The sequence below is a fragment of the Paraburkholderia sp. J10-1 genome, from assembly GCF_905220165.1.
Classification (GTDB): domain Bacteria; phylum Pseudomonadota; class Gammaproteobacteria; order Burkholderiales; family Burkholderiaceae; genus Paraburkholderia.
Genome location: NZ_CAJMYW010000002.1, coordinates 222,283 through 247,269, shown reverse-complemented (window position 1 = coordinate 247,269; position 24,987 = coordinate 222,283). Strand labels below are relative to the sequence as shown.

The following is a 24,987-nucleotide window of genomic DNA, read 5'->3' as shown; positions in this document are numbered from 1 at the left end:
CAATTGCGCGCAGGGGGAAGCGGCGCGGTGCGCGCTTCAAGCGAACGAATGAGCGATCCACAGGAGAGACGGTTGAAGCGCGAGTCAAAGCCGCTGGGCATCGCCGGAACACCGAGTGGCTCCATGCGGCGCGGCAGCATGGCGCGCGCGCTCCTGGCCATGCGCTGCGCGGCGCTCGCGTGCGCCTGCGCGTCTGCGGGCGCGGTGCATGCCGATGAACTGGAAAGCCCCACGCTGCGCAAGATTCGCGACACCGGCACGATCGCCATTGGCGTGCGCGATGCGACCGTGCCTTTCTCCTATATGGCCGGCGGCGGGCACGCAACGGGCTACTCGTACGAGATTACCGAGCGCATTGTGGAAAGCGTGCGCGAAACACTGAAGCTTCCGGCGCTGCGCGTGCGCGAAGTGATCGTCACGCCGCAAAACCGCATCATGCTCGTGCAGAACGGCACGATCGATCTCGAGTGCAGCACGACGACCCATACGCGCGAGCGCGAGAACGACGTCGCATTCTCGAACAGCTTTTTCGAGTACGGCGTGCGCATGCTCGTGAAGCGCGGCTCGCCAGTCAAGGACTTCGGCGATCTCGCGGGCCGCACCGTGGTCACGACCACGGGCACTTCGGAAGAGCGCCTGTTGCGCCGCTGGAACCTGGAGCGCGCGATGAACATGCACATCGTCGTAGCGAAGACTCATGGCGATTCGGTCGAAGCCGTGCGCTCCGGACGCGCCGTTGCCTTCGTGATGGACGAGCCGTTGCTGCACGCCGCGCTCGCAACCGGCTACATGGCGAGCGAGACGCCGGGTGCGCCGGTGGCGCAAAGCGCGAATGCCATGAGCGACGCGCACGCTTACGCGATTGTTGGCACCCCGGCCAGGTCGGAGGTCTACGGCTGCATGTTCCGGCGCGGCGACACCGCATTCAAGCGCATTGCCGACGACACCATCGCGAAGATGGAGCGCTCGGGCGAAGCGCTCGCGCTTTACCGGCGCTGGTTCGAGTCGCCCATTCCGCCTGCGGGCGTGAATCTCGACTATCCGATGTCGGAGCCGATGAAAGCGCTCTTTGCGAATCCCAACGACCAGCCGCTCGACTGAAGGCTCAACCGAAAGCAAGAGGCAACGATGAGTGATACGCAACAACGCAAAATCGCACTGGTGACGGGCGCGGGCAGCGGCATAGGCCGCGCGTGCGCGCTCAGGCTGCTGGCCAATGGCTTCGCCGTCGTGCTGGCGGGCAGGCGGGCCGAGCCGCTCGAAGCGCTCGCCGGCGAGGCGCGCGCGCGTGGCGAAGAGGCGCTGGCGGCGCCCTGCGATGTGACCGACGCGGCGGCCGTCGAGGCGCTCTTTGAGACGATCCGCGCGCGCTACGGCCGGCTCGATCTGCTCTTCAACAACGCGGGCCGCAACGCGCCGGCCGTGGACATCGACGAGCTTTCGGTGGACGACTGGCGCGCCGTGGTCGATACAAACCTCACCGGCGTGTTCCTGTGCACGCGCGCGGCGTTCGGGCTCATGAAGCGGCAGACGCCGCGCGGCGGGCGCATCATCAACAACGGCTCGATTTCCGCGCATGCGCCGCGGCCGTTCAGCATCGCCTATACGGCCACCAAGCACGCCATCACCGGCCTGACGAAAACCGTTTCGCTCGACGGCCGGCGCTACGACATCGCGTGCGGGCAAATCGATATCGGCAATGCGGCGACGGAGATGGCCGAGCGCATGGCGCGCGGCGTGCCGCAGGCGAACGGCGAGATTGCCGTCGAGCCGCTGATGGACGTGGAACGCGTGGCCGATGCGCTGCTGCACATGGCGCAACTGCCGCTCGAAGCGAATGTGCAGTTCATGACGGTCATGGCGACGAAGATGCCGTTCGTGGGCCGAGGCTGAGCGCAACAGACGGGCGCAAACGGATGTGAGCGGGCGCAGGCGCGTCCGCACGCGCTCGCGCGCAGTCCCGTATACTGGCCGCTGAACCACCACGCCGCCTGAGCGCCCATGTCTTTGCCCCCGCGTCCGGACGACGATCCGCGTCCCCAGCCGCCCGCATGTCCCGATAACGACGACTGCTGCCATAGCGGCTGCGACCCCTGCATCTTCGATCTATACGACGAGGAATTCGGCCGGTATCGCGCCGCGCTGGCTGCGTGGGAAGCGCGCGAAGCCGAGCGCGCGGCGCAGGCGAAAGCCTCGCGCAAGCCAGCCGCGAAATCCACCGAATCGCGCGGCAAGCCCTCGCACTGAACTGCATTGCTACCCGCCGCCATGACCGACCCCATCCTCGCTCCCAGCGCTCCCGTTCTCGATGCCGCCGCGCTCGACGCACTGCAGGCGTTCGTCGAGCGCCATCCGCGCCTGTTCGTGCTGACCGGCGCGGGCATCAGCACGGATTCGGGCATTCCGGGCTACCGCGACGAGAACGGCGCCTGGAAGCGCTCGCCGCCCATCACGCTGCAGGAATTCCTCGGCTCCGAGAGCATGCGTCGGCGCTACTGGGCGCGCAGCCTGATCGGCTGGCCCACGGTGGGTCTCGCGCAGCCCAACGGCGCACACCGCGCGCTCGCGCGCCTCGGTGCGGCGGGCTACGCGCGCACGCTCGTCACGCAGAACGTGGATGGGCTGCATCAGCGCGCAGGCAGCCGCGACGTGATCGAACTGCACGGCAGCATCGCGCACGTGCATTGCCTCGACTGCGGCGCGCAGTATTCGCGCGCCTCGATCCAGCCGGAACTCGTGGCGCGCAATCCGGACATTGCGGGCGCGATCGCGGAACCCGCCGCCGACGGCGACGCCCATCTCGACTTCGACGGCGCCAACGCCTTCCACGTGCCCGCATGCGCGGCGTGTGGCGGCCTGCTCAAGCCTTCGGTGGTGTTCTTCGGCGAGAACGTGCCGCGCGAGCGCGTGGCCAGCGCCTCGAACGCGCTCGACGAGGCCGACGCCGTGCTCGTGGTCGGCTCCTCGCTCATGGTGTATTCCGGCTATCGTTTCTGTGCCTGGGCGCAGCAGCGCGGCAAGCCCGTGGCCGCGATCAACATGGGCAAGACGCGCGCCGACCCGCTCCTCGCGCTGAAGCTCGAAGCACCCTGCGCCGCCGTGCTCGACGCACTGGGCGCGCGCCTCGTCCCCTGACACGCCACGATTCCACGGAACCGACGCCATGCTGACCACGCTAGCCGCCCTCGAAGCCCACTACGGCACACCGCACGAACGCGCGTTGCGTAAGGAAATCGATCACGTCAACGCGGACTACCGGCGCTTTATCGAAAGCTCGCCGTTCGTCGTGCTCGCCACGGGCGGCCCGGAAGGCCTCGACTGTTCGCCGCGCGGCGACGCCCCCGGTTTCGTGCACATTCTCGATGAGCGCACGCTCGCGTTGCCCGACCGCCCCGGCAACAACCGGGTGGACAGCCTGCGCAACGTGGTCGCGTCGTCGCAGGTGGGACTGCTTTTCATGGTGCCGGGCGTGGGCGAGATGCTGCGCGTGAACGGACGCGGCCGCGTGAGCACCGACCCCGAACTCGTCGCGAGCTTCGCCGTGGATGGCAAGCCGCCGCGCTCGGTGCTCGTGATCGACGTGGAAAGCGTGTACTTCCATTGCTCCAAGGCCATCGTGCGCTCGAAGCTGTGGGACCCGTCGCACCACGTCGAACGCTCGCATCTGCCGAGCGCCGGCGAGATGCTGCGCCGCGTGAACGAGGAGCAATATGGCGAGACGTTCGACGCCGAGACCTACGAAGCCGGTCTCGCCGAACGCATCAAGACCACGCTGTACTGACTGAACGCCGGTTCAACGCCGATTCAACGCTGAAGAGAACGCAACACGATGAACGACCCGCAAGCCGCGCAACGTCTTTCCGCCCCCGCCGCCGCGCGCAACGCCGCGCCAATCCTGGAGGTGCTGCGCGGGGCGCTGCCCGCGCGGGGCACGGTGCTCGAAATCGCGAGCGGCACCGGCCAGCATGCGGTCCATTTCGCGGCTGCGTTTCCCGACGTCGTGTGGCAGCCGAGCGACGCCGACGCGCGCGCCCGCGCCTCGATCGACGCCTGGCGCGAGCACACGGGTCTGGCTAACCTGCGCGCGCCGCTCGATCTCGACGTGCGACGCGAGCCTTGGCCGATCGACGTGGTGGACGCCGTCGTTTGCATCAACATGATTCACATCGCGCCATGGGAGGCCGCGCAAGCGCTGATGAAAGGCGCGGGCGCGCGCCTGGCTTCTGGGGGCGCGCTCGTGCTGTACGGGCCGTACCGGCGCGAAGGCGCGCACACGGCGCCGAGCAATGAGGCCTTCGACGCCGACTTGCGCGCGCGCGACCCGTCCTGGGGCGTGCGCGACATGGAGGCCGTGGAGGCGCTGGCGCTGGCGCAAGGCTTCGACTGCGAAGCGCGCGTGGCGATGCCGGCGAACAATTTCAGCCTGGTGTTCCGAAAACGCTAAGCAGGTAGGGAAACATGAGCCGCATTGCGCGCGTGCGCGCGGCTCCAGGGCGTTTCCCTTATGCTTGCACGGTTGGCGCCCCGTTGCGGCGCCGTCTATGAATGAAGTGGAGAAACAACATGAGCAAACAGCCAATCGGCGTTGTGGGTCTGGCCGTGATGGGTAGCAATCTGGCGCTCAACATCGAAAGCCGCGGCCATGCGGTCTCGGTGTTCAACCGCAGCCGCGCCCGAACCGACGAGCTGATCGCTGAGTATCCGGATCGCAAGCTCGTGCCGGCGTACACGCTCGAAGAGTTCGTGGATTCGCTCGAAAAACCGCGCCGCATTCTGATGATGGTGAAGGCCGGCGCGCCCACCGACGACACCATCGCCGCGCTCAAGCCGCTGCTCGAGAAGGGCGACATCCTGATCGACGGCGGCAATACGCACTTCACCGATACCATCCGCCGCAATCAGGAACTCGCGAAGTCGGGCCTGCACTTCATCGGCACGGGCGTGTCGGGCGGCGAGGAAGGCGCGCTCAAAGGCCCGTCGATCATGCCGGGCGGCCAGCGCGATGCTTACGATCTCGTTGCGCCGATCCTGACTGAAATCTCCGCGAAGGCGCCGGACGGCGAGCCGTGCGTGGCCTACATGGGTCCGGACGGCGCAGGCCATTTCGTGAAGATGGTGCACAACGGCATCGAGTACGGCGACATGCAGCTGATCGCCGAAAGCTACGCGGTGCTCAAGCAGGTGGTCGGCCTCTCGAATGAGGAACTGGCCAAGGTTTACACCGAATGGAACGAGGGCGAACTCGACAGCTACCTGATCGAAATCACCTCGAAGATCTTCACCAAGAAGGACGAGGAAACGGGCAAGGATCTCGTCGACGTGATTCTCGACCGCGCTGCGCAAAAGGGCACCGGCAAGTGGACCAGCCAGAACGCGCTCGATCTCGGCGCGCCGCTGCCGCTCATCACCGAGGCCGTGTTCGCGCGCGTGCTCTCGTCGCTCAAGACGCAGCGCGTGGCGGCGAGCAAGGTGCTCTCGGGCCCGGACACGAAGCCGTTCTCGGGCGACCGCAAGGCGTTCATCGAGTCGGTGCGCCGCGCGCTGTACTTCTCGAAGGTCATTTCGTACGCGCAAGGCTTCGCGCAACTGCGCGCCGCCTCCGACGAGTACAAGTGGGACCTGCAGTACGGCACGATCGCCAAGATTTTCCGCGCCGGCTGCATCATCCGCGCGCGCTTCCTGCAGAAGATCATGGACGCCTACGCGAAGAACCCGCAGCTCGATAACCTGCTGCTCGATCCCTATTTCCGTGACATCGCGGCCAACTATCAGTCGGCGCTGCGCGACGTGGTGATCCAGGCGGTGAGCGCGGGCGTGCCGGTGCCGGCGTTCTCGTCGGCGGTGGCCTACTTCGACGGCTACCGCTCGGAGCGCGTGCCCGCCAACCTCGTGCAGGCGCAGCGCGACTTCTTCGGCGCGCACACGTTCGAGCGCATCGACAAGCCCGGCAGCTTCCACGCCGACTGGTCGTAAGGAAATTGCAAGACAAAAGACCGCAATGTCGTTGCGGTCTTTGTTGGAATCGAAAGGTGAGTCCTTGGGACTCACCTTTTTTTATTGCGAGAATTGCAACGGTGTTTTGACGAATAAGGGTTTTCCCTATATGAGCCGGAGGCCTACACTGTATTCAACGGCTGACGAACACGGTGTTCCGAAGCCGACATAAAACAGATGGAGGTCCGATCATGAACAAGCTTATTTCCGCAGCCGTTGTTGCCGCCGCTCTTGCTGTTCCGGCAATCTCGTTCGCCCAGTCGAGCGAGCAAGGCCTGACCCGCGCTCAAGTGCGCGCAGAACTGGTTCAACTCGAGAAGGCTGGCTACAACCCGTCGGCTGACCATGTGAACTACCCGGAAAACCTGCAGGCCGCTCAAGCCCGCGTGACCGAGGAAAAGCTCGCCGCCGGCGACACCAGCGGCTACGGCGCACCGGCAGTCGGCACGTCGCAGTCGGGCGCAGCGGTGCAACCGGCGCAAGTCGCACCGAACCAACGCATTTACTTCGGCCACTAAGCCCTGACCGAACGGAACCGCTCCCGGCGGTTCCGGCAAGCTACCCCCTGTAGTGAGTTGTCGCTGTACGTAGTTGGTAGTTGCAGCAGAAGTTGTAGTTTGAGTCGTTGCAGTACGCAGTGAGTTGTTGCGGTAGAAGTTGCAGTCGCAGTACGTAGAGAGCGGTTGCAGTAGAAGTGGCAGTTCGCGGTGTGCAGTTGCAATACGCAGTAGGCAGTACGCAGGTCAGTTGTTGCAGTGAAGCAGTTGCAGTACGCAGAGAGAGCAGAAGGTAGTTGAAGTTGGCTGGCGCAGTGAGAGGTGCAGCCGTGCAGTAGCAGTACGCATGATGTGTAGCAGGCAGTACGCAGTACGTTGTTGCAAAAGGCAGTCCAGCGCGGGCCGGTTCTCCACCGGCCCGTACTTTTTTGTGGCGCGTTTTCCGCTGTCTAAGGACGCCGTAGCAAACATTGACGGGTCCGGACGCCACTCCTATGATCGGTCGGCAGTTTCCATAACAGTTGCCCAGCGACAGGAGACGCCCCGCCATGACCCACCCCACCCGCAAGCCCTTGCGCAGCCAGGCCTGGTTCGGCAAAGCCGACAAGGACGGCTTCATCCACCGCTCGTGGATGAAAAATCAGGGCATCCCTCACGACGCATTCGACGGCCGCCCCGTCATCGGCATCTGCAATACGTGGTCGGAACTCACGCCGTGCAACGCGCATTTTCGCGAGCTCGCGCAGTACGTGAAGAAGGGCGTGTACGAAGCCGGTGGCCTGCCGCTCGAATTTCCCGTGATGTCGCTTGGCGAGTCGAACCTGCGGCCCACCGCGATGCTGTTTCGCAACCTCGCTTCAATGGACGTCGAAGAGTCGATTCGCGGCAATCCGATCGACGGCACGATTTTGCTCGTCGGCTGCGACAAGACCACGCCGGCCTTGCTGATGGGCGCAGCGTCGTGCGACTTGCCCGCGCTCGCGGTGTCGGGCGGCCCGATGCTCAACGGACGTTTTCGCGGCCACGAAATCGGCTCGGGCACGGGCGTGTGGCAAATGTCCGAGGAAGTGCGCGCGGGGACGATGTCGCAGGCCGAATTCGTCGAGGCGGAGTCGTGCATGAACCGCTCGCGCGGCCACTGCATGACCATGGGCACCGCGTCCACGATGGCCTCGATGGTCGAATCGCTCGGCATGGGGCTGCCGCACAATGCGGCCATCCCCGCTGTCGATGCGCGCCGCCAGGTGCTCGCGCAACTCGCCGGCCGGCGCATCGTCGAGATGGTGCGCGAAGACCTCACGATGTCGAAGATCCTCACGCGCGCGGCATTCGAAAATGCGATCCGCACCAACGCGGCCATCGGCGGCTCGACCAATGCCGTCGTGCATCTGCTCGCGCTCGCGCGGCGCATTGGCGTGCCGCTTTCGCTCGACGACTGGGAACTCGGCTCGGACATACCGTGCCTCGTAAATCTGCAGCCTTCAGGCCACTTCCTGATGGAGGACTTCTATTACGCGGGCGGCTTGCCCGCGGTGCTGCGCCAACTCGGCGAACAAGGGCTGCTGCATCGGGACGCGTTGACCGTCAACGGTAAAACCATCTGGGAAAACGTGGCCGAGGCGCCGAACTACAACGCCGAAGTCATTACCTCGTTTGCGCAGCCGTTCAAGCCCAAAGCGGGAATCGCCGTGCTCAAGGGCAACCTCGCGCCCGACGGCGCGGTCATCAAGCCTTCTGCCGCCACGCCCGCGCTGCTGCGTCATCGCGGCCGCGCGGTGGTGTTCGAGAACGTCGAGGAACTGCACGCAAAGGTCGACGACGCTTCGCTCGATATCGACGAGCATTGCGTCATGGTCCTCAAGGGCGCCGGGCCCAAGGGCTACCCCGGTTTCGCCGAGGTCGGCAACATGCCGCTGCCGAAGAAGGTGCTGCAAAAGGGCATTACCGACATGGTGCGCATCTCGGATGGCCGCATGAGCGGCACGGCGTATGGCGCGGTCGTGCTGCACGTGTCGCCCGAAGCGGCGGCGGGCGGTCCGCTCGCGCTCGTGCGCACGGGCGACATGATCGAGCTGGACGTCGCGGCGCGGCGCCTGCATCTGGAGGTCTCTGACGAGGAACTCGCGCGCCGCAAGGCGGAATGGAAGGCGCCCGAGCTGCCCGAGCGCGGCTATTACCGGCTTTACGTCGAACACGTGCTGCAGGCCGACAAGGGCGCCGACCTGGACTTTCTCGTTGGCGCGAGCGGTGCGGCCGTGCCGCGCGACTCGCACTGATCGTGCCGGAGGCAGCGATGGCAGCGCCTGCCACATCCGTCGGCGACATTGCCGGCATCTATCCCATCCTCTACGCGTTCTTCGATCGCGAAAACCGCCTCGACCGCGCGGCCATGCGCCGCCAGGTCGAAGCGGCCGTGCGCGGCGGGGCGCCGGGCATGGCGGTGCTCGGGCTCGCGACCGAGGTCAACAAGCTTTCGCGCGCTGAACGCGAGCAGGTGATCGACTGGGCGCAGGAGGACAGCGGCGGCGCGCTGCCGCTTGCCGTCACGGTGAGCGGTCCCACGGTGGCGGCGCAGCGCGAATTCGCGCAATTCGCCATCGAGCGCGGCGCGGCGTGGCTGATCCTCCAGCCGCCGGCGCGCGCGCAGGGCGAAAGCGCACAGCCCGAATCGTTCTATTTCGACTTCTTCGCTGGCGTGATGACGGGGCTGGATGTGACGGTCGGCATTCAGAACGCGCCGGAGTATCTGGGCGTCGGGCTTTCGCCGGGCAGTTTGCGCGCGCTTGCGGCGCAATGTCCGAACTTCCGTGTGCTCAAAGGTGAAGGCCCCGCGGTGACGATTGCCGAAACGATCGCGCAGATCGGCGACCTGATGCCCGTGCTCAACGGGCGCGGCGGCATGGAATTGCTCGATAACCTGCGCGCCGGCTGCGCGGGCATGATCGTCGCGCCCGACTGCTTCGACTGGCAGCAGCAGATTTACACGGCGTTCCGTTCAGGCGATATCGAGCGCGCGCAGACCCTTTACCAGCAGGTGCTGCCTGCCATCGTCTTCGTCATGCAGTCGCTCGATACGCTGATTTGCTACGGCAAGCGCATCGCGGCGTGGCGCATGGGCATCGACGTCGAGTACGAGCGCGACGTCAAGCTGGCGCCGAGCCGCTTCGGCCTGGAAGCCGCCCGGCGATTCGCGCGGCAACTGGGCCCGCTTGCGTGATCACCGCGCATGCAGATGCGGCACGCCCTCGCTCGTCGCGACCTTGAGCTGATGCAGCGCCCGGTGTGCCTTGTTCAACTGCGCCTGCGCGGCGATGCGCTGCGCCTCCAGCTGCGCGACTTCCTTGCGCACCTGACTCTGGCGGCCCGTCACCGTTACCTCCTGTTCCGCGTGGCGCTGCAGGTCCACGCGCAGGCGTTCGGCCTGGGCTTCCGACTCCTCGATTTGCCGCGAGAGTTCCGCGTTTTGCGCAACGAGCTGCACGCGGCGCGTTTCGCCGTCGGCGAGGCGCGTGGCTTGCTCCTGCATCAAGTGAAACGCCGAGCCGGCCGCGTCGAGATCGTTGGCTTTCAGCGCGCGCCACAGTACGCTTTCCTGATGTAGCGCGACGAAGTAGCCGAGCGTGGGCGCATGGAAGAAGAGGCTGACCGTATACGCGAAGCAGCGGTACACGCGGAACGTCATCAACTCGTCGGCGGCGTGGAGCGCTTCGAACGCGGCGCCGTCGGCGATCTGCACCGGGCGGCCGTTCAGGTGCGCGGGCATGACCGGCACCGGATGGAGTGTGGACACCGTTCGCGTTCCGCCGGCGCCCTCGGATACCACGGTCGCCTCCGCGCGCGACTCGATCTCGACGGTGGTCTCGGTTGGCGTCACTGCGGAATCGGCGGGATTGGCCGCGGATTGCGGCGCGCGGCTGGCAGCTTCACTTGCGACGGCGCGTTGCGTGGCGGCATCATGGGCCACGGCAAGGATGCGCGATGGTGCGCCAGAGAGCGCGGTGTTACGGCGGTTCAAAATGGATTTCACGGCGGTTCCCCCAGTTTGGCGCGCCAAAAACGAGGCGCTCCGCGCGCGGCAGCATGGCACACAGGCGCCAGCGCGCAGGCAAATGGGGCGGGCGATGCGGGTAGGGCGCCGTCCGCTCCGGGTTCGTGTACTAGTGAAGCAGGCGCGGCCGGCGTGCAATGTCGTCGAAGAGCGCACGGCCGGGTTCGAGTGCGAAAAGCCACGTTTCGTCATAGCCGCTCAGGGTGTCGAGCGCATCGCGCAGGCGCTCGATGACTACGGCGGGAATTTCCACGCACGCCTGGGTGGCGCCGGAAAGCCGCGCGATGCTGGCGTGCTGCACCAGTTCGTCGGCGGCCTCGGCCACGTCGGCTGCGAAGATGAGATGGTTGTTCAACAATTCGACGAGGCCCGGCGACGACGTGACATCTTCGACGTTGAGCTGCAGCGAAAGAAAGGTGGCTTTGTTCATTCTCGGATCCCTCAGGGCCATTGGGACTGCAGCGAGAGGCCTTTCATCTGATTATCGGGTGACGCGTGAACCAGTATAGGCGTTGACCCGCGCAAACGCAGGCGGGGCGCGCATGCCGGCTAAAAAAGGCGGTTCGGGCATGAACGATATAATGGGGGACGTTCGCCATTTCCGGCCTGGCATCGATGCAATTCGCGCGGAATGTGGCGCGCAAGCGAACGCCTGCGGCCCGCCGCGCATCCCCTACGCGTATTTTTTCTTCATACGCGAGGACCAAGCGAGGAACAGCAAGATGAATCGACAACGGCGAAACCCGGGCGCGTATGCGGCGCTGGCCGCCCTTACGCTCGTCTGCAGCGCCTGTAGCAGCACCTTCACGCCGTGGGCGGAGTCCCCGAGCGCGCCTCCAGTGTCCACGAGCGGCGTGCCGGCGGGCTACTACCGCGTCAATCCGGGCGACACACTCGCGCGCGTCGCCGTGGCCTTCGGCCAGCGTCCGCAGGACATCGCGATCTGGAACCAGCTGCCTTCAGCCAACGTGCAGATCCTGCCCGGCCAGGTGCTGCGCGTCGCCCCCCCACCCAACTACCCGGCGCCCACGCCACCGGGGCAGGCGCAGACGCCCAGCGCCCCCGCCGCAGCCGGCGTAGCCATGCCCGCGCCCGTCGCGCCCGCCATCGCGCTCGCGTGGCCCGCACGCGGCCCGATCCTGCAGCGCTTCGTGCCGGGCAAGTCCACCGGCATCGTGATCGGCGGCACGCCCGGCGAGGAGGTCAAGGCCGCTGCCGCTGGCCGGGTGGTCTACGCGGGCACGGGTATCGAGGCCTACGGACCGCTCGTGATCATCAAGCACAACGACCAGGTCGTCACGGCCTATGGCCGCAACGGCAGGCTGCTCGTGAAGGAAGACGACGCCGTCTCGCAAGGCCAGCCGATCGCGGAAATGGGCTCCGGCGGCGTTCAGTTCGAAGTCCGCAGCGACGGCAAGCCCGTCGATCCGCTGCCGCTGCTCGCGCACTAGCCGCGGCGCGAGCGCCCCGGCATTGCGCTGGGCCGCCGTTTGAAAATACACTCGATGGTTCTCACGCCGCGAGAGCGCGCGCCCGACAAGGCGCGCGCACGTTTGCCGCGCGCGTGCTTCAACCACGAGGATTTCATCGCAATGATCGACCTGCGCAGCGACACCGTCACCCGTCCGAGCGAAGCCATGCTCGCCGCCATGACCCGCGCCGAAACCGGCGACGACGTGTGGGGCGACGACCCGACCGTGCTGCGCCTGCAGGCGCGCATGGCGCAGGAGGCGGGCAAGGAGGCGGGGCTATTTTTCCCGAGCGGCACGCAAAGCAACCTCGCCGCGCTGATGGCGCATTGCGCGCGCGGCGACGAGTACATCGTCGGCCAGGCGGCGCACACCTATAAGTACGAGGGCGGCGGCGCGGCCGTGCTGGGCAGCATCCAGCCGCAGCCGCTCGACAACGCCGAAGACGGTTCGATCCCGCTCGAACGCATCGCCGCCGCGATCAAGCCGCTCGACGACCACTTCGCGCGCACGCGCCTGCTCGCGCTCGAAAACACCATCGGCGGCAAGGTGCTGCCGGCGGATTACGTCGCGAAGGCCACGCAGCTCGCGCATGAGCGCGGGCTTGCCACGCACCTCGACGGCGCGCGCGTGTACAACGCGGCGGTCGCTTCGGGCCAGCCGCTCGAGGCGCTCACGGCGGGCTTCGACTCGGTGTCGATCTGCTTTTCGAAGGGCCTGGGCACGCCGGTGGGGTCGGTGCTGGTGGGCAGCCGCGCGCTCATCGACGCCGCGCATCGCTGGCGCAAGGTGCTGGGCGGCGGGATGCGCCAGTCGGGCGTGCTCGCGGCCGCGTGCCTTTACGCGCTCGATCACAACGTTGCGCGTCTGGCCGACGACCACGCGAACGCCGCGCGTCTTGCCGCCGGTCTCGCGCAGATCGATCAGGTCAAGGTGATGTCGCAGGCCACGAACATGGTGTTCGTGCAGTTCCCGCAGGAACACTGCGCGCCCCTGGAGGCGTATCTCAAGGAGCGCGGCATCCTCACGCAGATGCTGTACGCGTCGCGCTTCGTGACGCACCTCGACGTCACGGCCGCCGATATCGATACGTTCGTGGCGGCGGTGAAGGGTTACTTCGCGCGCTGAGCCGACAGGTCGGCTGGCAAAGGCGCGCTTCTCCAGCGCGTCTTTGCCTCAGGCCTTGGCGGGCCGCATCGCCCGCACTACCTGAATTACCCGCCCTGCACCGCCCGGTGCGAGGGCGCGAAGAGCCTCAGCCCGCTCGCAATGGCCGCCGCGCCCGCAAAGGCGCAACCAAGGCCCAACGCGAGCGTCGGGCCGTGCCGGCCCACGATCCCGAAGCACAGCGCGACCAACGCCGCGCCGGTGGTTTGCCCGAGCAGACGCGAGACGGCGATGGTGCCGCTCGCGCCGCCGCTGCGCTCGGGCGGCGCGCTCGCCATGATCGCCCGCAGGTTGGGCGACTGGAAAAAGCCGAAGCCCGCGCCGCAGATCGCCATGCGCACGACAATATCCGTCACCGAGGGGTGCGCAGGCAGCAAAGCGAGCGACGCCATGCCGGCCGAGAGGATCGCGAGACCGATCGCGCCGAGGAGGCCCGGCGGATAGCGGTCGGAGAGGCGTCCCGCAATGGGCGCCGCGGCGGCCACGACCACGGGCCAGGGTGTCATCAGGAAGCCGGTCTCCACCTGGCTGCGCATCAGGACGGTTTCGAAATAGAACGGCAGCGAAACGAACGCGAGGCCCTGGGCCGCGAACGAGCAGATCGCGGTGACCGACGAAAGCGCGAATATCGGCCGGCGGAACAGATCCACGGGCAGCATCGGCGCGGGATGTCCGGCTTCACGTCGGATCAGCAGCGCGCCGAACACCAGCGCCACGACGGCGGCAATGGCCACTTCGACGCCGGGCGCGCGCTGCGCGGCTTCGCCGAGCGCGAAGATCAGCGCCGCGAAGGTAATGACGTTGAGCACCGCCGCGACGGGATCGAACGCGTGCTTGCCGCGCGCCGTTTGCGGCAGCGCCGGCAGCGCGAACACGAGCGCGACCACGCCGAGCGGCACGTTGATCGCGAAGAGCCACGGCCAGGTGCCCGCGGAGAGGATTAGCGATGCCATGGTCGGGCCCACGGCGAACGAAACGCCCACGACCAGCGCGTTCATGCCGAGCCCGCGCCCCAGCCGGTGCGGCGGGTAAAGAAACCGGATCAGCGCCGTGTTTACGCTCATGATGGCGCTCGCACCGAGCCCCTGCAGCACGCGCGCGCCGGCGAGCGCGGTGAGCGTGGGCGCGAGCGCGCAGGCGAGCGAAGCGACCGTGAAGATCGCGAGGCCGCTGATATAGATGCGCCGGTGGCCGATGATGTCGCCGAGCGCCGCGAGCGGCAGCAACGTGGCGACCATCGCGAGCTGGTACGCGTTGATGATCCACACCGAGGCGGCGGGGGCCGCGTGCAGATCGGTGGCGATGGCGGGCAGCGCCGTGTTGGCGATGGCGGTGTCGAGCGTGGCGAGCGCGACGGCAAGCATCACCGCGCCCATGGCGCGGCGGGTCTTCGCGGACATGGGCGCGTCGGGGGGCTCGGAATGGCCGGTATTGCGGGATTCGCGCGCCGCGGAAAGGGTTTCGGACAAGACAGTCTCGGGCGGGTGGGACGATGAAGGCTGCGGCGCGGGCCGCACGGACGAACTTTGCGATTGTTACAGAGCCCGGCTGGTTTTGCAGGAGACGCTTCAGAGCGTGGGGTGACTGTAAGGCTTTGGGCCGCGCGCAATCGTCGTCGAATGCCATCGAGCGCCGTCATATCGCAACTAACTGCCAGTCCCGTCGCGCGCACGCGTGCCGCCGCGCTGCGCGCGCGGAGCCGTCCGCATGGCAAGGGATCGAGGCGGTCGGCGGGTTCCGCCTGCCGGGCGGCTAGCGTCCGCGCGCGATTTGCGCGCCGCCGCACACGATTTGAAAATGCACTACTCTGCAAATTGATCTGCGCTCGCTGGCGAGCGGTGCCGGCCTTTTGCGCCGCGACGCCGATGCGTCATCGTCCCGTTCCGCCCCGCGCGGCGCAGGCCCGGAACAACCGCGCGTCCTGCACCATTTTGGGACGCTCTGCTTCTTCGACAGGAGTCGTCGATGACAGCCATCGGTCTCGAGTTCGATCAGTTGCAAAGCAGCGTCGAAGCGCTGCGCCGTTCCCTCTCCAATCGCCTGATGTACGGTGTCGGCAAGGACGCCGTCACGGCGCGTCCGCAAGACTGGCTGCACGCCGCGGCGCTCGCCGTGCGCGACCGCCTCGTCGAGCGCTGGATGATCACCACGCGCCGCCAGTACGATCAGGACGTCAAACGCGTCTATTACCTGTCGATGGAGTTTCTCATCGGCCGCACGTTCTCGAACGCGCTGATCGCACTCGGCATTCACGAGCAGATGAAAGAGGCGCTCGCGAGTGTGGGCGTCGACATGGAGACCGTGCTCGATTACGAGCCCGACGCCGCGCTCGGCAACGGTGGCCTCGGCCGGCTGGCGGCGTGCTTTCTCGATTCGATGGCGACGCTCGGCATTCCGGGCTTTGGCTATGGCATTCGCTACGACTACGGCATGTTCCGCCAGCAGATCGTGAACGGCGAGCAGGTCGAAGCGCCCGACTACTGGCTGCGCTATGGCAACCCCTGGGAGTTTCCGCGGCCCGAGGTCCAGTACCCCGTGCATTTTGGCGGCCGCACCTTGCAGCGCAACGGGCATGTGGAGTGGGTCGACACGCAGCATGTGAACGCCATGGCCTACGACACGGTGATTCCCGGCTACGCCACGAGCGCGACCAACACGCTGCGGCTGTGGTCCGCGCGCGCGGATGAAGAACTCGATCTTTCGGCGTTCAACCAGGGCGACTATCAGCGCGCGGTGGAAGCGCGCAACATCTCCGAGAACGTTTCGCGTCTGCTCTATCCCGACGACTCGACGATGGCCGGGCGCGAGTTGCGCCTGCGCCAGGAGTATTTCTTCGTCTCGGCGACGATGCAGGACCTGATTCGCCGCTACCTGCGCACACACAGCACGTTCGGGCGCTTCTCCGAAAAGGTCGCGGTGCACCTGAACGACACGCACCCGGTGCTGGCGATTCCTGAACTGATCCGCCTGCTCGTGGACGTGCATCATCTGCCGTGGGACGATGCGATGGCCCACGTGCGCCGCGTGTTCTCGTACACAAACCATACGTTGATGCCCGAAGCGCTGGAAACCTGGGACGTCGAACTATTGGCGCGTTTGCTGCCGCGCCACCTCGAAATCATCTTCGACATCAACGCGGCGTTCCTGCGCGAAGCGAGCGACCGCGGCGCGCACGATCTCGACCAGATCCGCCGCATCTCGCTCGTGGACGAATACGGCCAGCGCCGCGTGCGCATGGCCTATCTCGCGATCGTGGCGAGCCAAAAGGTGAATGGCGTCTCGAAGTTGCACTCGCAACTGATGACGCGCGATATCTTCGCCGACTTCGCGCGCCTTTTTCCCGACCGCTTCACGAATGTGACCAACGGCATCACGCCGCGCCGCTGGCTCGCGCAGGCGAACCCGCCACTCGCGCACCTCGTGGACGAAGCGATCGGGCCGCGTTGGCGCAGCGATCTCTTCGAATTGGGCGCGCTGCGCAAGCTGCGTGGCGATGCCGCGTTCGAAGCCGCGTTCCGCGCGGCCAAGCGCAGCAACAAGGTGCGCCTCGCACACCGCGCGTTGCAGCGCACGGGCATTGTCTTCAATCCCGACGCGCTGTTCGACATGCAGGTCAAGCGCATTCACGAGTACAAGCGTCAGTTGCTCAACGTGCTGCACGTGATCACACGCTACAACCGCATTCTGGAAGCGCCGGAGCGCGACTGGGTGCCGCGCGTCGTGCTGTTCGCGGGCAAGGCCGCCTCGGCCTACCGCATGGCGAAGATGATCATTCACCTGATCAACGACGTGGCCGCGAAGATCAACAACGATCCCGTGGTGGGCGATCGCCTCAAGGTGGTGTTCGTGCCGAACTACGGTGTGAGCGTGGCCGAAATGCTGATTCCGGCGGCGGACCTTTCCGAGCAGATCTCGACGGCGGGCACCGAAGCGTCGGGCACCGGCAACATGAAGCTCGCGCTCAACGGCGCGCTCACGATGGGCACGCTGGACGGTGCGAACATCGAGATCGGCGAGGCCGTGGGGCAGGACAACATCTTCATCTTCGGACACACGTCCGACCAGGTGGACCAGTTGCGTTGCGCGGGCTACCGGCCGCGCCAGGTCTACGAGGAAAACGCCGAGTTGCGCCGCGCGCTCGACCAGATCCGCACGGGTTTCTTTTCGCCGCACGATACGGCGCGCTATACGGACATCTTCCACACGCTCGTGGACTGGGGCGACCACTACCTCGTGCTGGCCGACTACTCGGCTTTCATCGAGGCGCAGGAAGCCGCCGACCAGCGCTTCATGGACGTGCCGGCGTGGACCGCGAGCGCGATCGAAAACGTGGCGGGAATGGGGAAATTCTCATCGGACCGTGCGATCGCGGAGTACGCCCGCGATATCTGGCACGTGAAATCGATCGAGATGGAGTGAGGGGCAGGTCTGCCGTGCCACCGGCAGAATCAGGGCGCCGTTGGCCGCGTCGTGCCGCCTTCGGCCTGGGCCGCTTGCGCGGCCTTGGCGATGCGTACTGCCTCGACCACGCGTTCGAGGAATGCCGGGTCGAGGCTCGTGACTGCCTCGCGCGATTCTCCGCCCGTCACGACATAGAGCCGATGGATGGCCTCTTGCCAGAGCCACGCGAGCCAGCCCACCACGATCACCATCACGCCGCACGCGAGACCGGCCGCCGAGCCGAGCACGCCGCCCACGACAGCGCCGGCGGCACCGACGAGGCTGATCGCGATGGGCACGGCGCGGCTGCGCCGCCCGATGACGATGCGCACGTCTTCGATGTCGCGCATGGGGAAGACCTGGCCGGCTGCGGAGAGCGCGTTGCGCGTGACCGAGACGGCGGCTTCGTTGAAAGGGAGTTCCATCGGTTCGATAGCTGCGAGGTGAGAGAGCGCAGCGTACCAGAAGCGGGGCCAGGGTGGGGCCGTGGCGGGCATAACGTCGCAGGCCGCACGCATGGCCAGCCGCTATACTTGCGCGCTTTTATTGCCCAAGTCGGCACCAGGGATTCACCATGAGCGCATTGCCACGCTGTCCGAAATGCAATTCCGAGTTCACCTACGAAGATGGCGACGTCTACATCTGCCCGGAGTGTGCGCACGAATGGTCGCGGCAAGCCGCCGCGCCGGCCGAAACGGCGGGCAGGGTGTATCGCGATTCGGCGGGCAATGTCCTTCAGGACGGCGATACCGTCACGGTCATCAAGGACCTGAAACTCAAGGGTTCCGGTGGCGTGATCAAGATGGGCACCAAAGTGAAGAATATCCGCCTGGTGGACAGCGACCACGATATCGATTGCAAGATAGACGGCTTTGGCGCGATGAGCCTCAAGTCGGAGTTCGTCAAGAAGGCGTGACGAAGGGCGTCCGGCGCCCGCCGGTTTTGCCCTTGCGCCGCGGCAGAACTGCGATGAACCAAAAAAAAGCGGGGCATCCCAAGGGATGCCCCGTCCGGTAAGGCGCGGCGTGCAGCGTGCGCTGCGGCGCGCCGAGCAGAGCCGGCGGGATGAGCCGCCGGCTGCCGCTGTTGCTTAGAACTTGTGGCGGATACCGACGCGAACCGCGACTTGATCCTGCGAACCCGTGCCCGACGGCTGGAAAATGTTCGAGCCCGAGTCGCCGATCTGCGCCTGAACCTTCTGGCCGTTCGCGAGCGTGCCCGACGCGTCCTGGTACGACACGAGGCCGTACACGTCGGTGCGCTTGCTGAGCGCGTAGTCAAGCGATGCGTTGACCTGGTTCCAGTGAGCCGTCTGGCTGCCCGAGGTGCGCGAGTACGTGTAGCCAAGGCCTGCCGACAGAGCCGGCGTGAAGGCGTACTTGCCGCCTGCTTCGTACGCGTTGTAGAGCGTCGACGAACCGGCGATCGGCGAGAGCAGCGTGTTGGTCCACAGGGCCCACAGCGTTGCCGGGCCGACGATGTAGCGGCCACCCACGCCGAACGAGCGCAGGTCGCGCAGCGCGCCCTGCGGCACGTTGGCGATCGTCGTCGTCGTCGACGGCGTGGTCTGGCCCGGGTACGTGATGTTCGTGTACGCAGCGCCGAGGCTGAACGGGCCGTAGCCGTAGTTCGCGCCGAAGCTGTATGCGCGCGACGAGCCGGCGACCGGGTTGGCCGTCGTGCCCGTTGCCGGTGCGCCGGCGAACGAGGTCGAGTTCGAGAAGCCATACAGACCGCCGAACGTGAAGCCCGAGAAGTTCACGCTCTGGAACTTGACCGCATTGTTGATGCGGCTCGAGGTCAGCTGGTCGATATCGTTGAAGTGGTAGGCCCAGTTACCCGAAACCGTGTTGCCACCCGTCGAGTACTGCGAGCCGAGAATGTCCGTGTTGAACGAGTATTGACGGCCGAACGTCAGCGAACCGATGTTCGATTGCGTCAGACCGACGAACGCTTGACGGCCGAACATCGCGCCGCCCTGGCCAGCCGTGCCGTTACCGCTGTTGAAGCCGTTTTCGAGCACGAAGATCGCCTTCAGGCCGCCGCCCAGGTCTTCCGTGCCGCGCAGGCCCCAACGGCTGCCTTGAGCTACGCCGTCACCATACGAGAACTGATGCGAGCTGCCGTTCGTCGCATTCTTCACGTTGCTGATGTAGTTCACACCCGCGTCGATCACGCCGTACAGCGTCACGCTGCTTTGTGCGTGGGCAACGCCTGCAATCGAGGCAAGAATAGCGGTGGTCAGAATTTTCTTTTTCAACTGTTTCTCCGGGTAAAGGAAAGATGACTACTCCAGCCTCTTATGGGCCGGTCAATGCGACGGGCTGCAATTTAAGGGTCGACAACGAAAGGAATGTGACAGTAAGGCTTTGTAGGGAAATTGTCGTCGTTCTGTTGTGTGGATGCGACACACGGCTTGCGCGCGGGGAGAACGGCGCATGAGGCCCGCCAATACTGGGTTCGCGGCCGATTTTCCTGTCAATTTGAAAGGCCGGATTGCGGCATTCGGCCATATAAAATTTTTTTCTAAGCTTTCTTCTATTTGCCGGGTTAATCGATCTTTTGAATCTGGCTTCAAGTTGGAATTGATTAATCTCAAGAACGCATTAACGGCCGATCAATGCGCGCTTTACATGGCTGATTGCCATCGATTCATGGAAGTTTGAAATTAGCTATCCGAAATAATTGAAATAACGGGGAAAGCTCATGAAAAAAGGGCTCGCACCGGTGGTGCGAGCCCTTTTACGGTAAGGCGTTGCCGTTACAGCGAGAGGAGCGAGCCGCTGCGAATGGGCTTTTCACCGGCAATGCGTGCGACCTCCATGCCGGCCGTCGCGAAGCGCGCGCTGTGGCGTGCGTACATCACGCCGCTCACGCCCGCATGCAGCGTTGTCACGGTGTCGGCGAGCGGGTCGATGACATCGGCAATTGCCGCACCCCGCTCCACCCACGTGCCGCAATCCACACGGAACACGAGCACGCCGCTGGCCGGCGCGACGATCGGCTCCGTGCCCGCGAGCGGCGTGGCCGCATGGGCGAGCGGCGGCAGCGGCGCCGCCGTGCCTTCGATCACGCCGCGCCCGATCAGATAGTCGACGATGGCCTGGGCGTCGTGTTCGGCGAGCTCGTGCGAAACGTCGCGCTGGCCGCGCAGCTCTACCGTGACCGAAATCGAGCCGTACGGAATGGGATAGCGCTTGCCGAAATGTTCGCGCAGCTCCGACCAGCAGAAGCTGTGAATCTCGTCGAACGGATTGCCGATCGAGTTGAGCGCGAGGAGCGACGCCTTCGCGTCGAGATAGCGCGCGAGCGGTTCGACATCGGGCCACAGCTCGGGGTTCGTGTAGATGTGCATGGCGGCTTCCCAGTCGCAATGCAGGTCCAGCACGATGTCGGCGTCGTACGAAAGGCGTTGGAGCGCGAGCCGCATCGAATCGAGTTCGGTCTTCGGCTGCTGCGTGGCCAGCGCTTCACCCATGGCCGCGCGGATGGCCGTACGGTTCGCGGCTTCGTCGGAGCCGAGACGCGCCTCGATATTGGGCATCACGAGCGCGGTGAGCTCATGGAAATTGCGGTTGAAGTTCTGCGCCGTGTTCGATTCGAAGCGGCCGATCATGTGCCCGAGCCAGTGCTGATTCAGGCCCACGGGGTTGGGCACCGGCACGATCACGATTTCGCCGCGCAGGCGGCCCGCGGCTTCCAGCTCCGCGAGCTTGCGGCGCAGCGCCCACGAGACGAGCATGCCCGGCAGCTCGTCGGCGTGCAGCGAGGACTGGATGTAGACCTTCTGGTTAGCGCCGGCTTTGCCGTAGTGGAAACTGACAAGTTCCCGCGCGGTACCGAGGGCGGGCGCGATCAACGGGTGGTTTCGGGTTTGCATGATGAATGCGCGAGGCGCGTCGGCCCGCAAAAGGTGTTGGAGTGAATGTGGCCCCGCAGGAACACGCAGGGGCCGTAGACCGATCTTAGCCGATTCAGCGCGGCGCCGGAACCAGCCCGCCTGAGCGCATGTCCGGCATCGCCCATAAAATACGGAATCCGAAATAAAAATCCGCAAAAGAAAAAACCCGGACGCTAGTCCGGGCTTCGTGCGCCGTGATGCAGCGCCGGCGCGATGCGGTGCTTAGGGTGCTTAGCCGCCGTACACGTCGAAGTCGAAGTACTTGGCTTCGATCTTCTTGTACGTGCCGTCCTTGATCATGTCGGCGATCGCCTTGTCGATCTTCGTCTTCAGGTCGGCGTCTTCCTTGCGCAGGCCGATAGCGGCGGCGCCCGTCGGGATTTCCTTGCCGGCGAACTGGAAGCCAGCGCCGCGCGGGGTCTTCAGGAAGCCCAGATCCGCTTGCACTTCATCCTGCAGCGCTGCGTCCAGACGGCCCGAGATCAGGTCGGCGTAGACCTGGTCCTGGTTCTGGTAAGGAACGACGTTCACGCCCTTCGGTGCCCAGTTTTCCTTGGCATAGGTTTCCTGGATCGTGCCTTGTTCGACGCCAACCGACTTGCCCTTGAGCGAGTCAGCGCTCGGCGCGAGGCTCGAGCCCTTCTTGGCGACGAGGCGCGTCGGCGTGTTGAACAGCTTCGCCGAGAAGGCGATCTGCTGCTCGCGCTGCGGGGTGATCGTCATCGACGAGAGCACGCCGTCGAACTTCTTGGCCTTCAGGCCCGGGATCATGCCGTCGAAGTCTTGCTCGACCCACACGCACTTGGCGTTCAGGCGCTTGCAGATTTCGTTGCCGAGGTCGATGTCGAAGCCGACCAGCTTGCCATCGGGTGCTTTGGATTCGAACGGTGCGTAGCTGGCGTCGACGCCGAAACGCACGGTGGACCAGTCCTTCGCGTGGGCGACGCCGGCCGAGACGGCGAGCAGGGCAACCGAGAGGGTGGCAAGCAGTTTCTTCACTATGGGTACTCCTCGAGATGGTTCAGGGCGCGCCGCGTGCGGTCGTGCCGCCAAGGCGCATTTTCCGGCGCGGCTCGCGCTGGATTATTGTTGGACCCGCCAGCCTGCAGCCAGCAAAGCGCGGCAAGCTTACCAGGTCAAAATTGCTGCGTCGCTAGTGTAATACCGGATAGCGGGAAAGTGACCCGCTAAGTGTACGCCCGTGCGCTTGTACGATTTAACGCAAAGCCTTGTGGGATAAGGCGTACGAGCCAGTACGGGCGGGCCGTTGCGAGGCGCTTTAGAGGGGTTGCACGATGCTCGGCCGCAACAGTCGGAGGAATGCGAGGCGGCGTGAGCGCGGCGTCGTCAACGATATGAAGGGAGATTGAAATCGAATCGATGGCGCGCCGTCGGCTTTCGGTCTGGATGAAGCCAACCGGCGCGCCGTTTTTGTCGCGGTGCAGCAGATCGAGCGGCTGCACCGCGTCAACTCCGTCAGACCACGCGCACACCTGCGCGCCACGTCGCGCGCGGCACGGGCAGCGTGTCGAGCATGGTCACGCGCACGAAGTCCGCGCGCAGGCCCGGCTCGATCGCGCCGCGGTCGTGCAGGCCCGACTTGCTGGCGGGTTCCCACGAGACCGTGGCGAGCGCGCGCGGCAGCGTCCAGTCTGCCTTGGTCACGAGGTCGAACGCGGCGGTCAGGAGGCTCGACGGCACGTAGTCGGAAGAGAGGATATCGAGCAGGTCGGCCTGCGCCAGTTCCAGCGCCGAGACGTTGCCCGAGTGTGAGCCGCCGCGCACCACGTTCGGCGCGCCCATGATCGTCGCGATGCCGCGTTTTTTCGCTTCCTCGGCGGCGACGCGCGTGGTCGGGAATTCGGCGAGCACGATGCCTTCGGCGGCGGCCTGCTCGACGTGTTCGACGAGCGTGTCGTCGTGGCTCGCAAGCGGGATGCCGCGCACGCGGCAGCGCTGCACGATTTCAAGGCGGTGCGCGTCGGCGTAGCGCTCCTGCTCAGTGGCCATTTCGGCGAGCATGGTGTTCGTCTGCTCGTCGGTCCACTTGCCGTGGCGCTCCTGAAATTTGCGCCACTGCTCGCGGTCGTGCCACTGGCGCTGGCCCGGCGTGTGGTCCATCACCGAGGCGAGGCGCAGCAGCGGGTGGCCGCTCAGTGTGTCGAACAGCTCGATCACGTCTTCGGTGGCGATTTCGCAGCGCAGATGCAGGAAGTGCTCCGCGCGCAGCAGGTTGCGCTCGGAAAAGCGCTTGAGGGCGTTGGCGCTCGCAAGCTGCACGTCGCGGCCGCGCACGCCCACGGCGAGGCGCGTGCCGATGGCGAGCGCGTCGAAGACCGTGGTGATGCCGGCGGCCGCGATCTGCGCGTCGTGAATGACGAATGCGGCGTCGGTGTTCCAGTGCACGCCGGGGCGCGGCGCGAGGTGCTTTTCCAGGTTGTCGGTGTGCAGTTCGACGAGGCCGGGCAGCAGGAAGTCGCCTTCCCAGTCTTCGGCTTCGCTCGCGGCGGTCGAGCCGCGCGAGATGTCGCGGATCTTGCCGTCTTCCACGCTTAGCGTGCCGGTGAAAACTTCGTCTCGCGTCACGATGCGAGCGTTTTTGATCAACATCGTCAGGCTCCGTATCAGATATCGGTTGGTGCCGTTCAGGCGGTATTCAGGCTGCAGCGGTGAGCGGCGCATCGTTTGCGCTCGCGCGCGGCGCGGTGAGTTCGAGCACGCGTGTGGCGACGCGCGCGCGCGTGTCCTCGTCGTGGAACACGCCGACGATCGCCGCGCCGCGCTCGCGCGCCTCGCCAATCAGGCTCGCGACGACTTCGCGATTTTCCGCGTCGAGCGAGGCGGTGGGTTCGTCGAGCAGCAGCACGCGGTGCTGCGCGATCAGGCCCCGCGCGATGTTCACGCGCTGCTGCTCGCCGCCCGAGAACGTGGCGGGCGCGAGCGGCCAGAGGCGCTGCGGCACGTTCAGGCGTGCAAGCAGAGTTTTCGCGCGCTCGCGCGCTTCGTCTTCCTCCACACCGCGCGAAACGAGCGGCGCGGCCACGATGTCGAGCGCGCTCACGCGCGGAATCACGCGCAAAAACTGGCTCACGTAGCCCACCACGTTGCGGCGCAGGCGCAGGATGTCATGAGGCGCTGCGCCCGTGATTTCCAGATGCTCGAGCGGCGCGCCCTCGTCGCGGATTGCGATCGAGCCGCCGCTTGCGAGATAGTTGCCGTACAGGCAGCGCAAAAACGTGCTCTTGCCCGCGCCCGACGGTCCGACCAGCACGATGCATTCGCCGCGCTCCACGTCGAGCGAAACGCCTGCGAGCGCTTCGATGCCGATGCCGCCCTGGCCGTGCAGCGTGAAGGTCTTGCGCACGTCTTCGGCGCGCAGCATGAGCGCGGGGCGTTCGATGAACGCGCGCGTGCCACGGGATTCGCGCACCGCCGACGATTCAGCCGATGATGAAGTGAAAGTCATGTCGA

The 24,987-nt window shown here is 65.9% G+C and carries 23 protein-coding genes; 14 read left to right on the top strand and 9 right to left on the bottom strand.

Annotation, left to right across the window (positions count from 1 at the left end; genetic code table 11):
- Positions 1–159 precede the first annotated feature (159 nt).
- The 10 genes from U5A65_RS07990 to U5A65_RS07945 all read left to right on the top strand — a co-directional run bounded on the left by U5A65_RS07990 (position 160) and on the right by U5A65_RS07945 (position 9,708).
- On the top strand, positions 160–1,101 hold the full coding sequence (locus U5A65_RS07990) for a transporter substrate-binding domain-containing protein (protein WP_321946432.1): 942 nt from the start codon (positions 160–162) through the stop codon (positions 1,099–1,101).
- Between the two features lie 27 nt (positions 1,102–1,128).
- Positions 1,129–1,893, top strand: a complete 765-nt coding sequence (locus U5A65_RS07985) for an SDR family oxidoreductase (RefSeq protein ID WP_321945974.1) — start codon at positions 1,129–1,131, stop codon at positions 1,891–1,893.
- Positions 1,894–2,001: 108 nt separating this feature from the next.
- The gene (locus U5A65_RS07980; RefSeq protein WP_321911556.1) at positions 2,002–2,247 is read left to right on the top strand and encodes an oxidoreductase-like domain-containing protein; all 246 of its coding nucleotides are present in this window, start codon (positions 2,002–2,004) and stop codon (positions 2,245–2,247) included.
- 21 nt (positions 2,248–2,268) lie between these two features.
- Entirely contained in the window at positions 2,269–3,135 is an 867-nt protein-coding gene (locus tag U5A65_RS07975) for an NAD-dependent protein deacetylase (protein ID WP_321911555.1), read from the top strand.
- A 28-nt stretch (positions 3,136–3,163) separates the two neighbouring features.
- A complete protein-coding gene (locus tag U5A65_RS07970; protein ID WP_321934063.1) occupies positions 3,164–3,781 on the top strand; it encodes a pyridoxamine 5'-phosphate oxidase family protein in 618 nt (205 codons plus the stop codon).
- A gap of 48 nt (positions 3,782–3,829) precedes the next feature.
- Entirely contained in the window at positions 3,830–4,444 is a 615-nt protein-coding gene (locus U5A65_RS07965; protein ID WP_321945973.1) for a DUF938 domain-containing protein, read from the top strand.
- 119 nt (positions 4,445–4,563) lie between these two features.
- Complete coding sequence (gndA, locus tag U5A65_RS07960) at positions 4,564–5,973, top strand: NADP-dependent phosphogluconate dehydrogenase (protein ID WP_321911550.1); 1,410 nt, start codon at positions 4,564–4,566, stop codon at positions 5,971–5,973.
- Positions 5,974–6,185: 212 nt separating this feature from the next.
- Positions 6,186–6,512 (top strand): DUF4148 domain-containing protein, encoded by a 327-nt coding sequence (locus tag U5A65_RS07955; protein ID WP_158760898.1) that lies wholly within the window; start codon positions 6,186–6,188, stop codon positions 6,510–6,512.
- A 527-nt stretch (positions 6,513–7,039) separates the two neighbouring features.
- Positions 7,040–8,767, top strand: a complete 1,728-nt coding sequence (locus U5A65_RS07950; RefSeq protein ID WP_321934065.1) for an IlvD/Edd family dehydratase — start codon at positions 7,040–7,042, stop codon at positions 8,765–8,767.
- 17 nt (positions 8,768–8,784) lie between these two features.
- Positions 8,785–9,708: a dihydrodipicolinate synthase family protein gene (locus U5A65_RS07945; protein ID WP_321934066.1), complete on the top strand. Its 924-nt coding sequence runs from the start codon at positions 8,785–8,787 to the stop codon at positions 9,706–9,708.
- Here the strand turns inward: U5A65_RS07945 and U5A65_RS07940 are convergent, their stop codons facing one another.
- Both U5A65_RS07940 and U5A65_RS07935 read right to left on the bottom strand, forming a co-directional pair.
- On the bottom strand, positions 9,709–10,518 hold the full coding sequence (locus tag U5A65_RS07940; RefSeq protein ID WP_321911544.1) for a DUF2968 domain-containing protein: 810 nt from the start codon (positions 10,516–10,518) through the stop codon (positions 9,709–9,711).
- 130 nt (positions 10,519–10,648) lie between these two features.
- Complete coding sequence (locus U5A65_RS07935; protein ID WP_254316654.1) at positions 10,649–10,969, bottom strand: hypothetical protein; 321 nt, start codon at positions 10,967–10,969, stop codon at positions 10,649–10,651.
- A gap of 292 nt (positions 10,970–11,261) precedes the next feature.
- Here U5A65_RS07935 and U5A65_RS07930 point away from each other — a divergent pair, with 292 nt between their 5' ends.
- Together U5A65_RS07930 and ltaE are read left to right on the top strand one after the other, a co-directional pair.
- Positions 11,262–11,990: a peptidoglycan DD-metalloendopeptidase family protein gene (locus U5A65_RS07930; protein WP_321945972.1), complete on the top strand. Its 729-nt coding sequence runs from the start codon at positions 11,262–11,264 to the stop codon at positions 11,988–11,990.
- 141 nt (positions 11,991–12,131) lie between these two features.
- A complete protein-coding gene (ltaE, locus tag U5A65_RS07925) occupies positions 12,132–13,136 on the top strand; it encodes a low-specificity L-threonine aldolase (protein WP_321946431.1) in 1,005 nt (334 codons plus the stop codon).
- Positions 13,137–13,222: 86 nt separating this feature from the next.
- Here the strand turns inward: ltaE and U5A65_RS07920 are convergent, their stop codons facing one another.
- Positions 13,223–14,575, bottom strand: coding sequence for an MFS transporter (locus U5A65_RS07920; protein ID WP_415764392.1), 1,353 nt, complete (start codon positions 14,573–14,575; stop codon positions 13,223–13,225).
- Between the two features lie 565 nt (positions 14,576–15,140).
- On the opposite strand from U5A65_RS07920, the gene U5A65_RS07915 reads away from it, so the two are divergent.
- Positions 15,141–17,594, top strand: a complete 2,454-nt coding sequence (locus U5A65_RS07915) for a glycogen/starch/alpha-glucan phosphorylase (protein WP_321945970.1) — start codon at positions 15,141–15,143, stop codon at positions 17,592–17,594.
- Positions 17,595–17,623: 29 nt separating this feature from the next.
- Here the strand turns inward: U5A65_RS07915 and U5A65_RS07910 are convergent, their stop codons facing one another.
- Entirely contained in the window at positions 17,624–18,040 is a 417-nt protein-coding gene (locus U5A65_RS07910) for a DUF6232 family protein (protein ID WP_321934070.1), read from the bottom strand.
- A gap of 149 nt (positions 18,041–18,189) precedes the next feature.
- Here U5A65_RS07910 and U5A65_RS07905 point away from each other — a divergent pair, with 149 nt between their 5' ends.
- Positions 18,190–18,531 carry a zinc ribbon domain-containing protein YjdM gene (locus U5A65_RS07905; protein ID WP_321911531.1) on the top strand — a complete coding sequence of 114 codons (342 nt, stop codon included), beginning with the start codon at positions 18,190–18,192 and terminating at the stop codon, positions 18,529–18,531.
- Between the two features lie 174 nt (positions 18,532–18,705).
- Here U5A65_RS07905 and U5A65_RS07900 read toward each other — a convergent pair whose 3' ends face one another.
- The 5 genes from U5A65_RS07900 to phnL all read right to left on the bottom strand — a co-directional run bounded on the left by U5A65_RS07900 (position 18,706) and on the right by phnL (position 24,982).
- Entirely contained in the window at positions 18,706–19,875 is a 1,170-nt protein-coding gene (locus U5A65_RS07900; RefSeq protein WP_321945969.1) for a porin, read from the bottom strand.
- 501 nt (positions 19,876–20,376) lie between these two features.
- Entirely contained in the window at positions 20,377–21,495 is a 1,119-nt protein-coding gene (locus U5A65_RS07895) for a succinylglutamate desuccinylase/aspartoacylase family protein (RefSeq protein ID WP_321911526.1), read from the bottom strand.
- Between the two features lie 252 nt (positions 21,496–21,747).
- On the bottom strand, positions 21,748–22,515 hold the full coding sequence (locus U5A65_RS07890) for an ABC transporter substrate-binding protein (RefSeq protein WP_321911524.1): 768 nt from the start codon (positions 22,513–22,515) through the stop codon (positions 21,748–21,750).
- Between the two features lie 477 nt (positions 22,516–22,992).
- On the bottom strand, positions 22,993–24,126 hold the full coding sequence (locus tag U5A65_RS07885) for an alpha-D-ribose 1-methylphosphonate 5-triphosphate diphosphatase (protein ID WP_321945968.1): 1,134 nt from the start codon (positions 24,124–24,126) through the stop codon (positions 22,993–22,995).
- A gap of 46 nt (positions 24,127–24,172) precedes the next feature.
- On the bottom strand, positions 24,173–24,982 hold the full coding sequence (gene phnL, locus U5A65_RS07880) for a phosphonate C-P lyase system protein PhnL (RefSeq protein WP_415764388.1): 810 nt from the start codon (positions 24,980–24,982) through the stop codon (positions 24,173–24,175).
- Between the last annotated feature and the right edge of the window lie 5 nt (positions 24,983–24,987).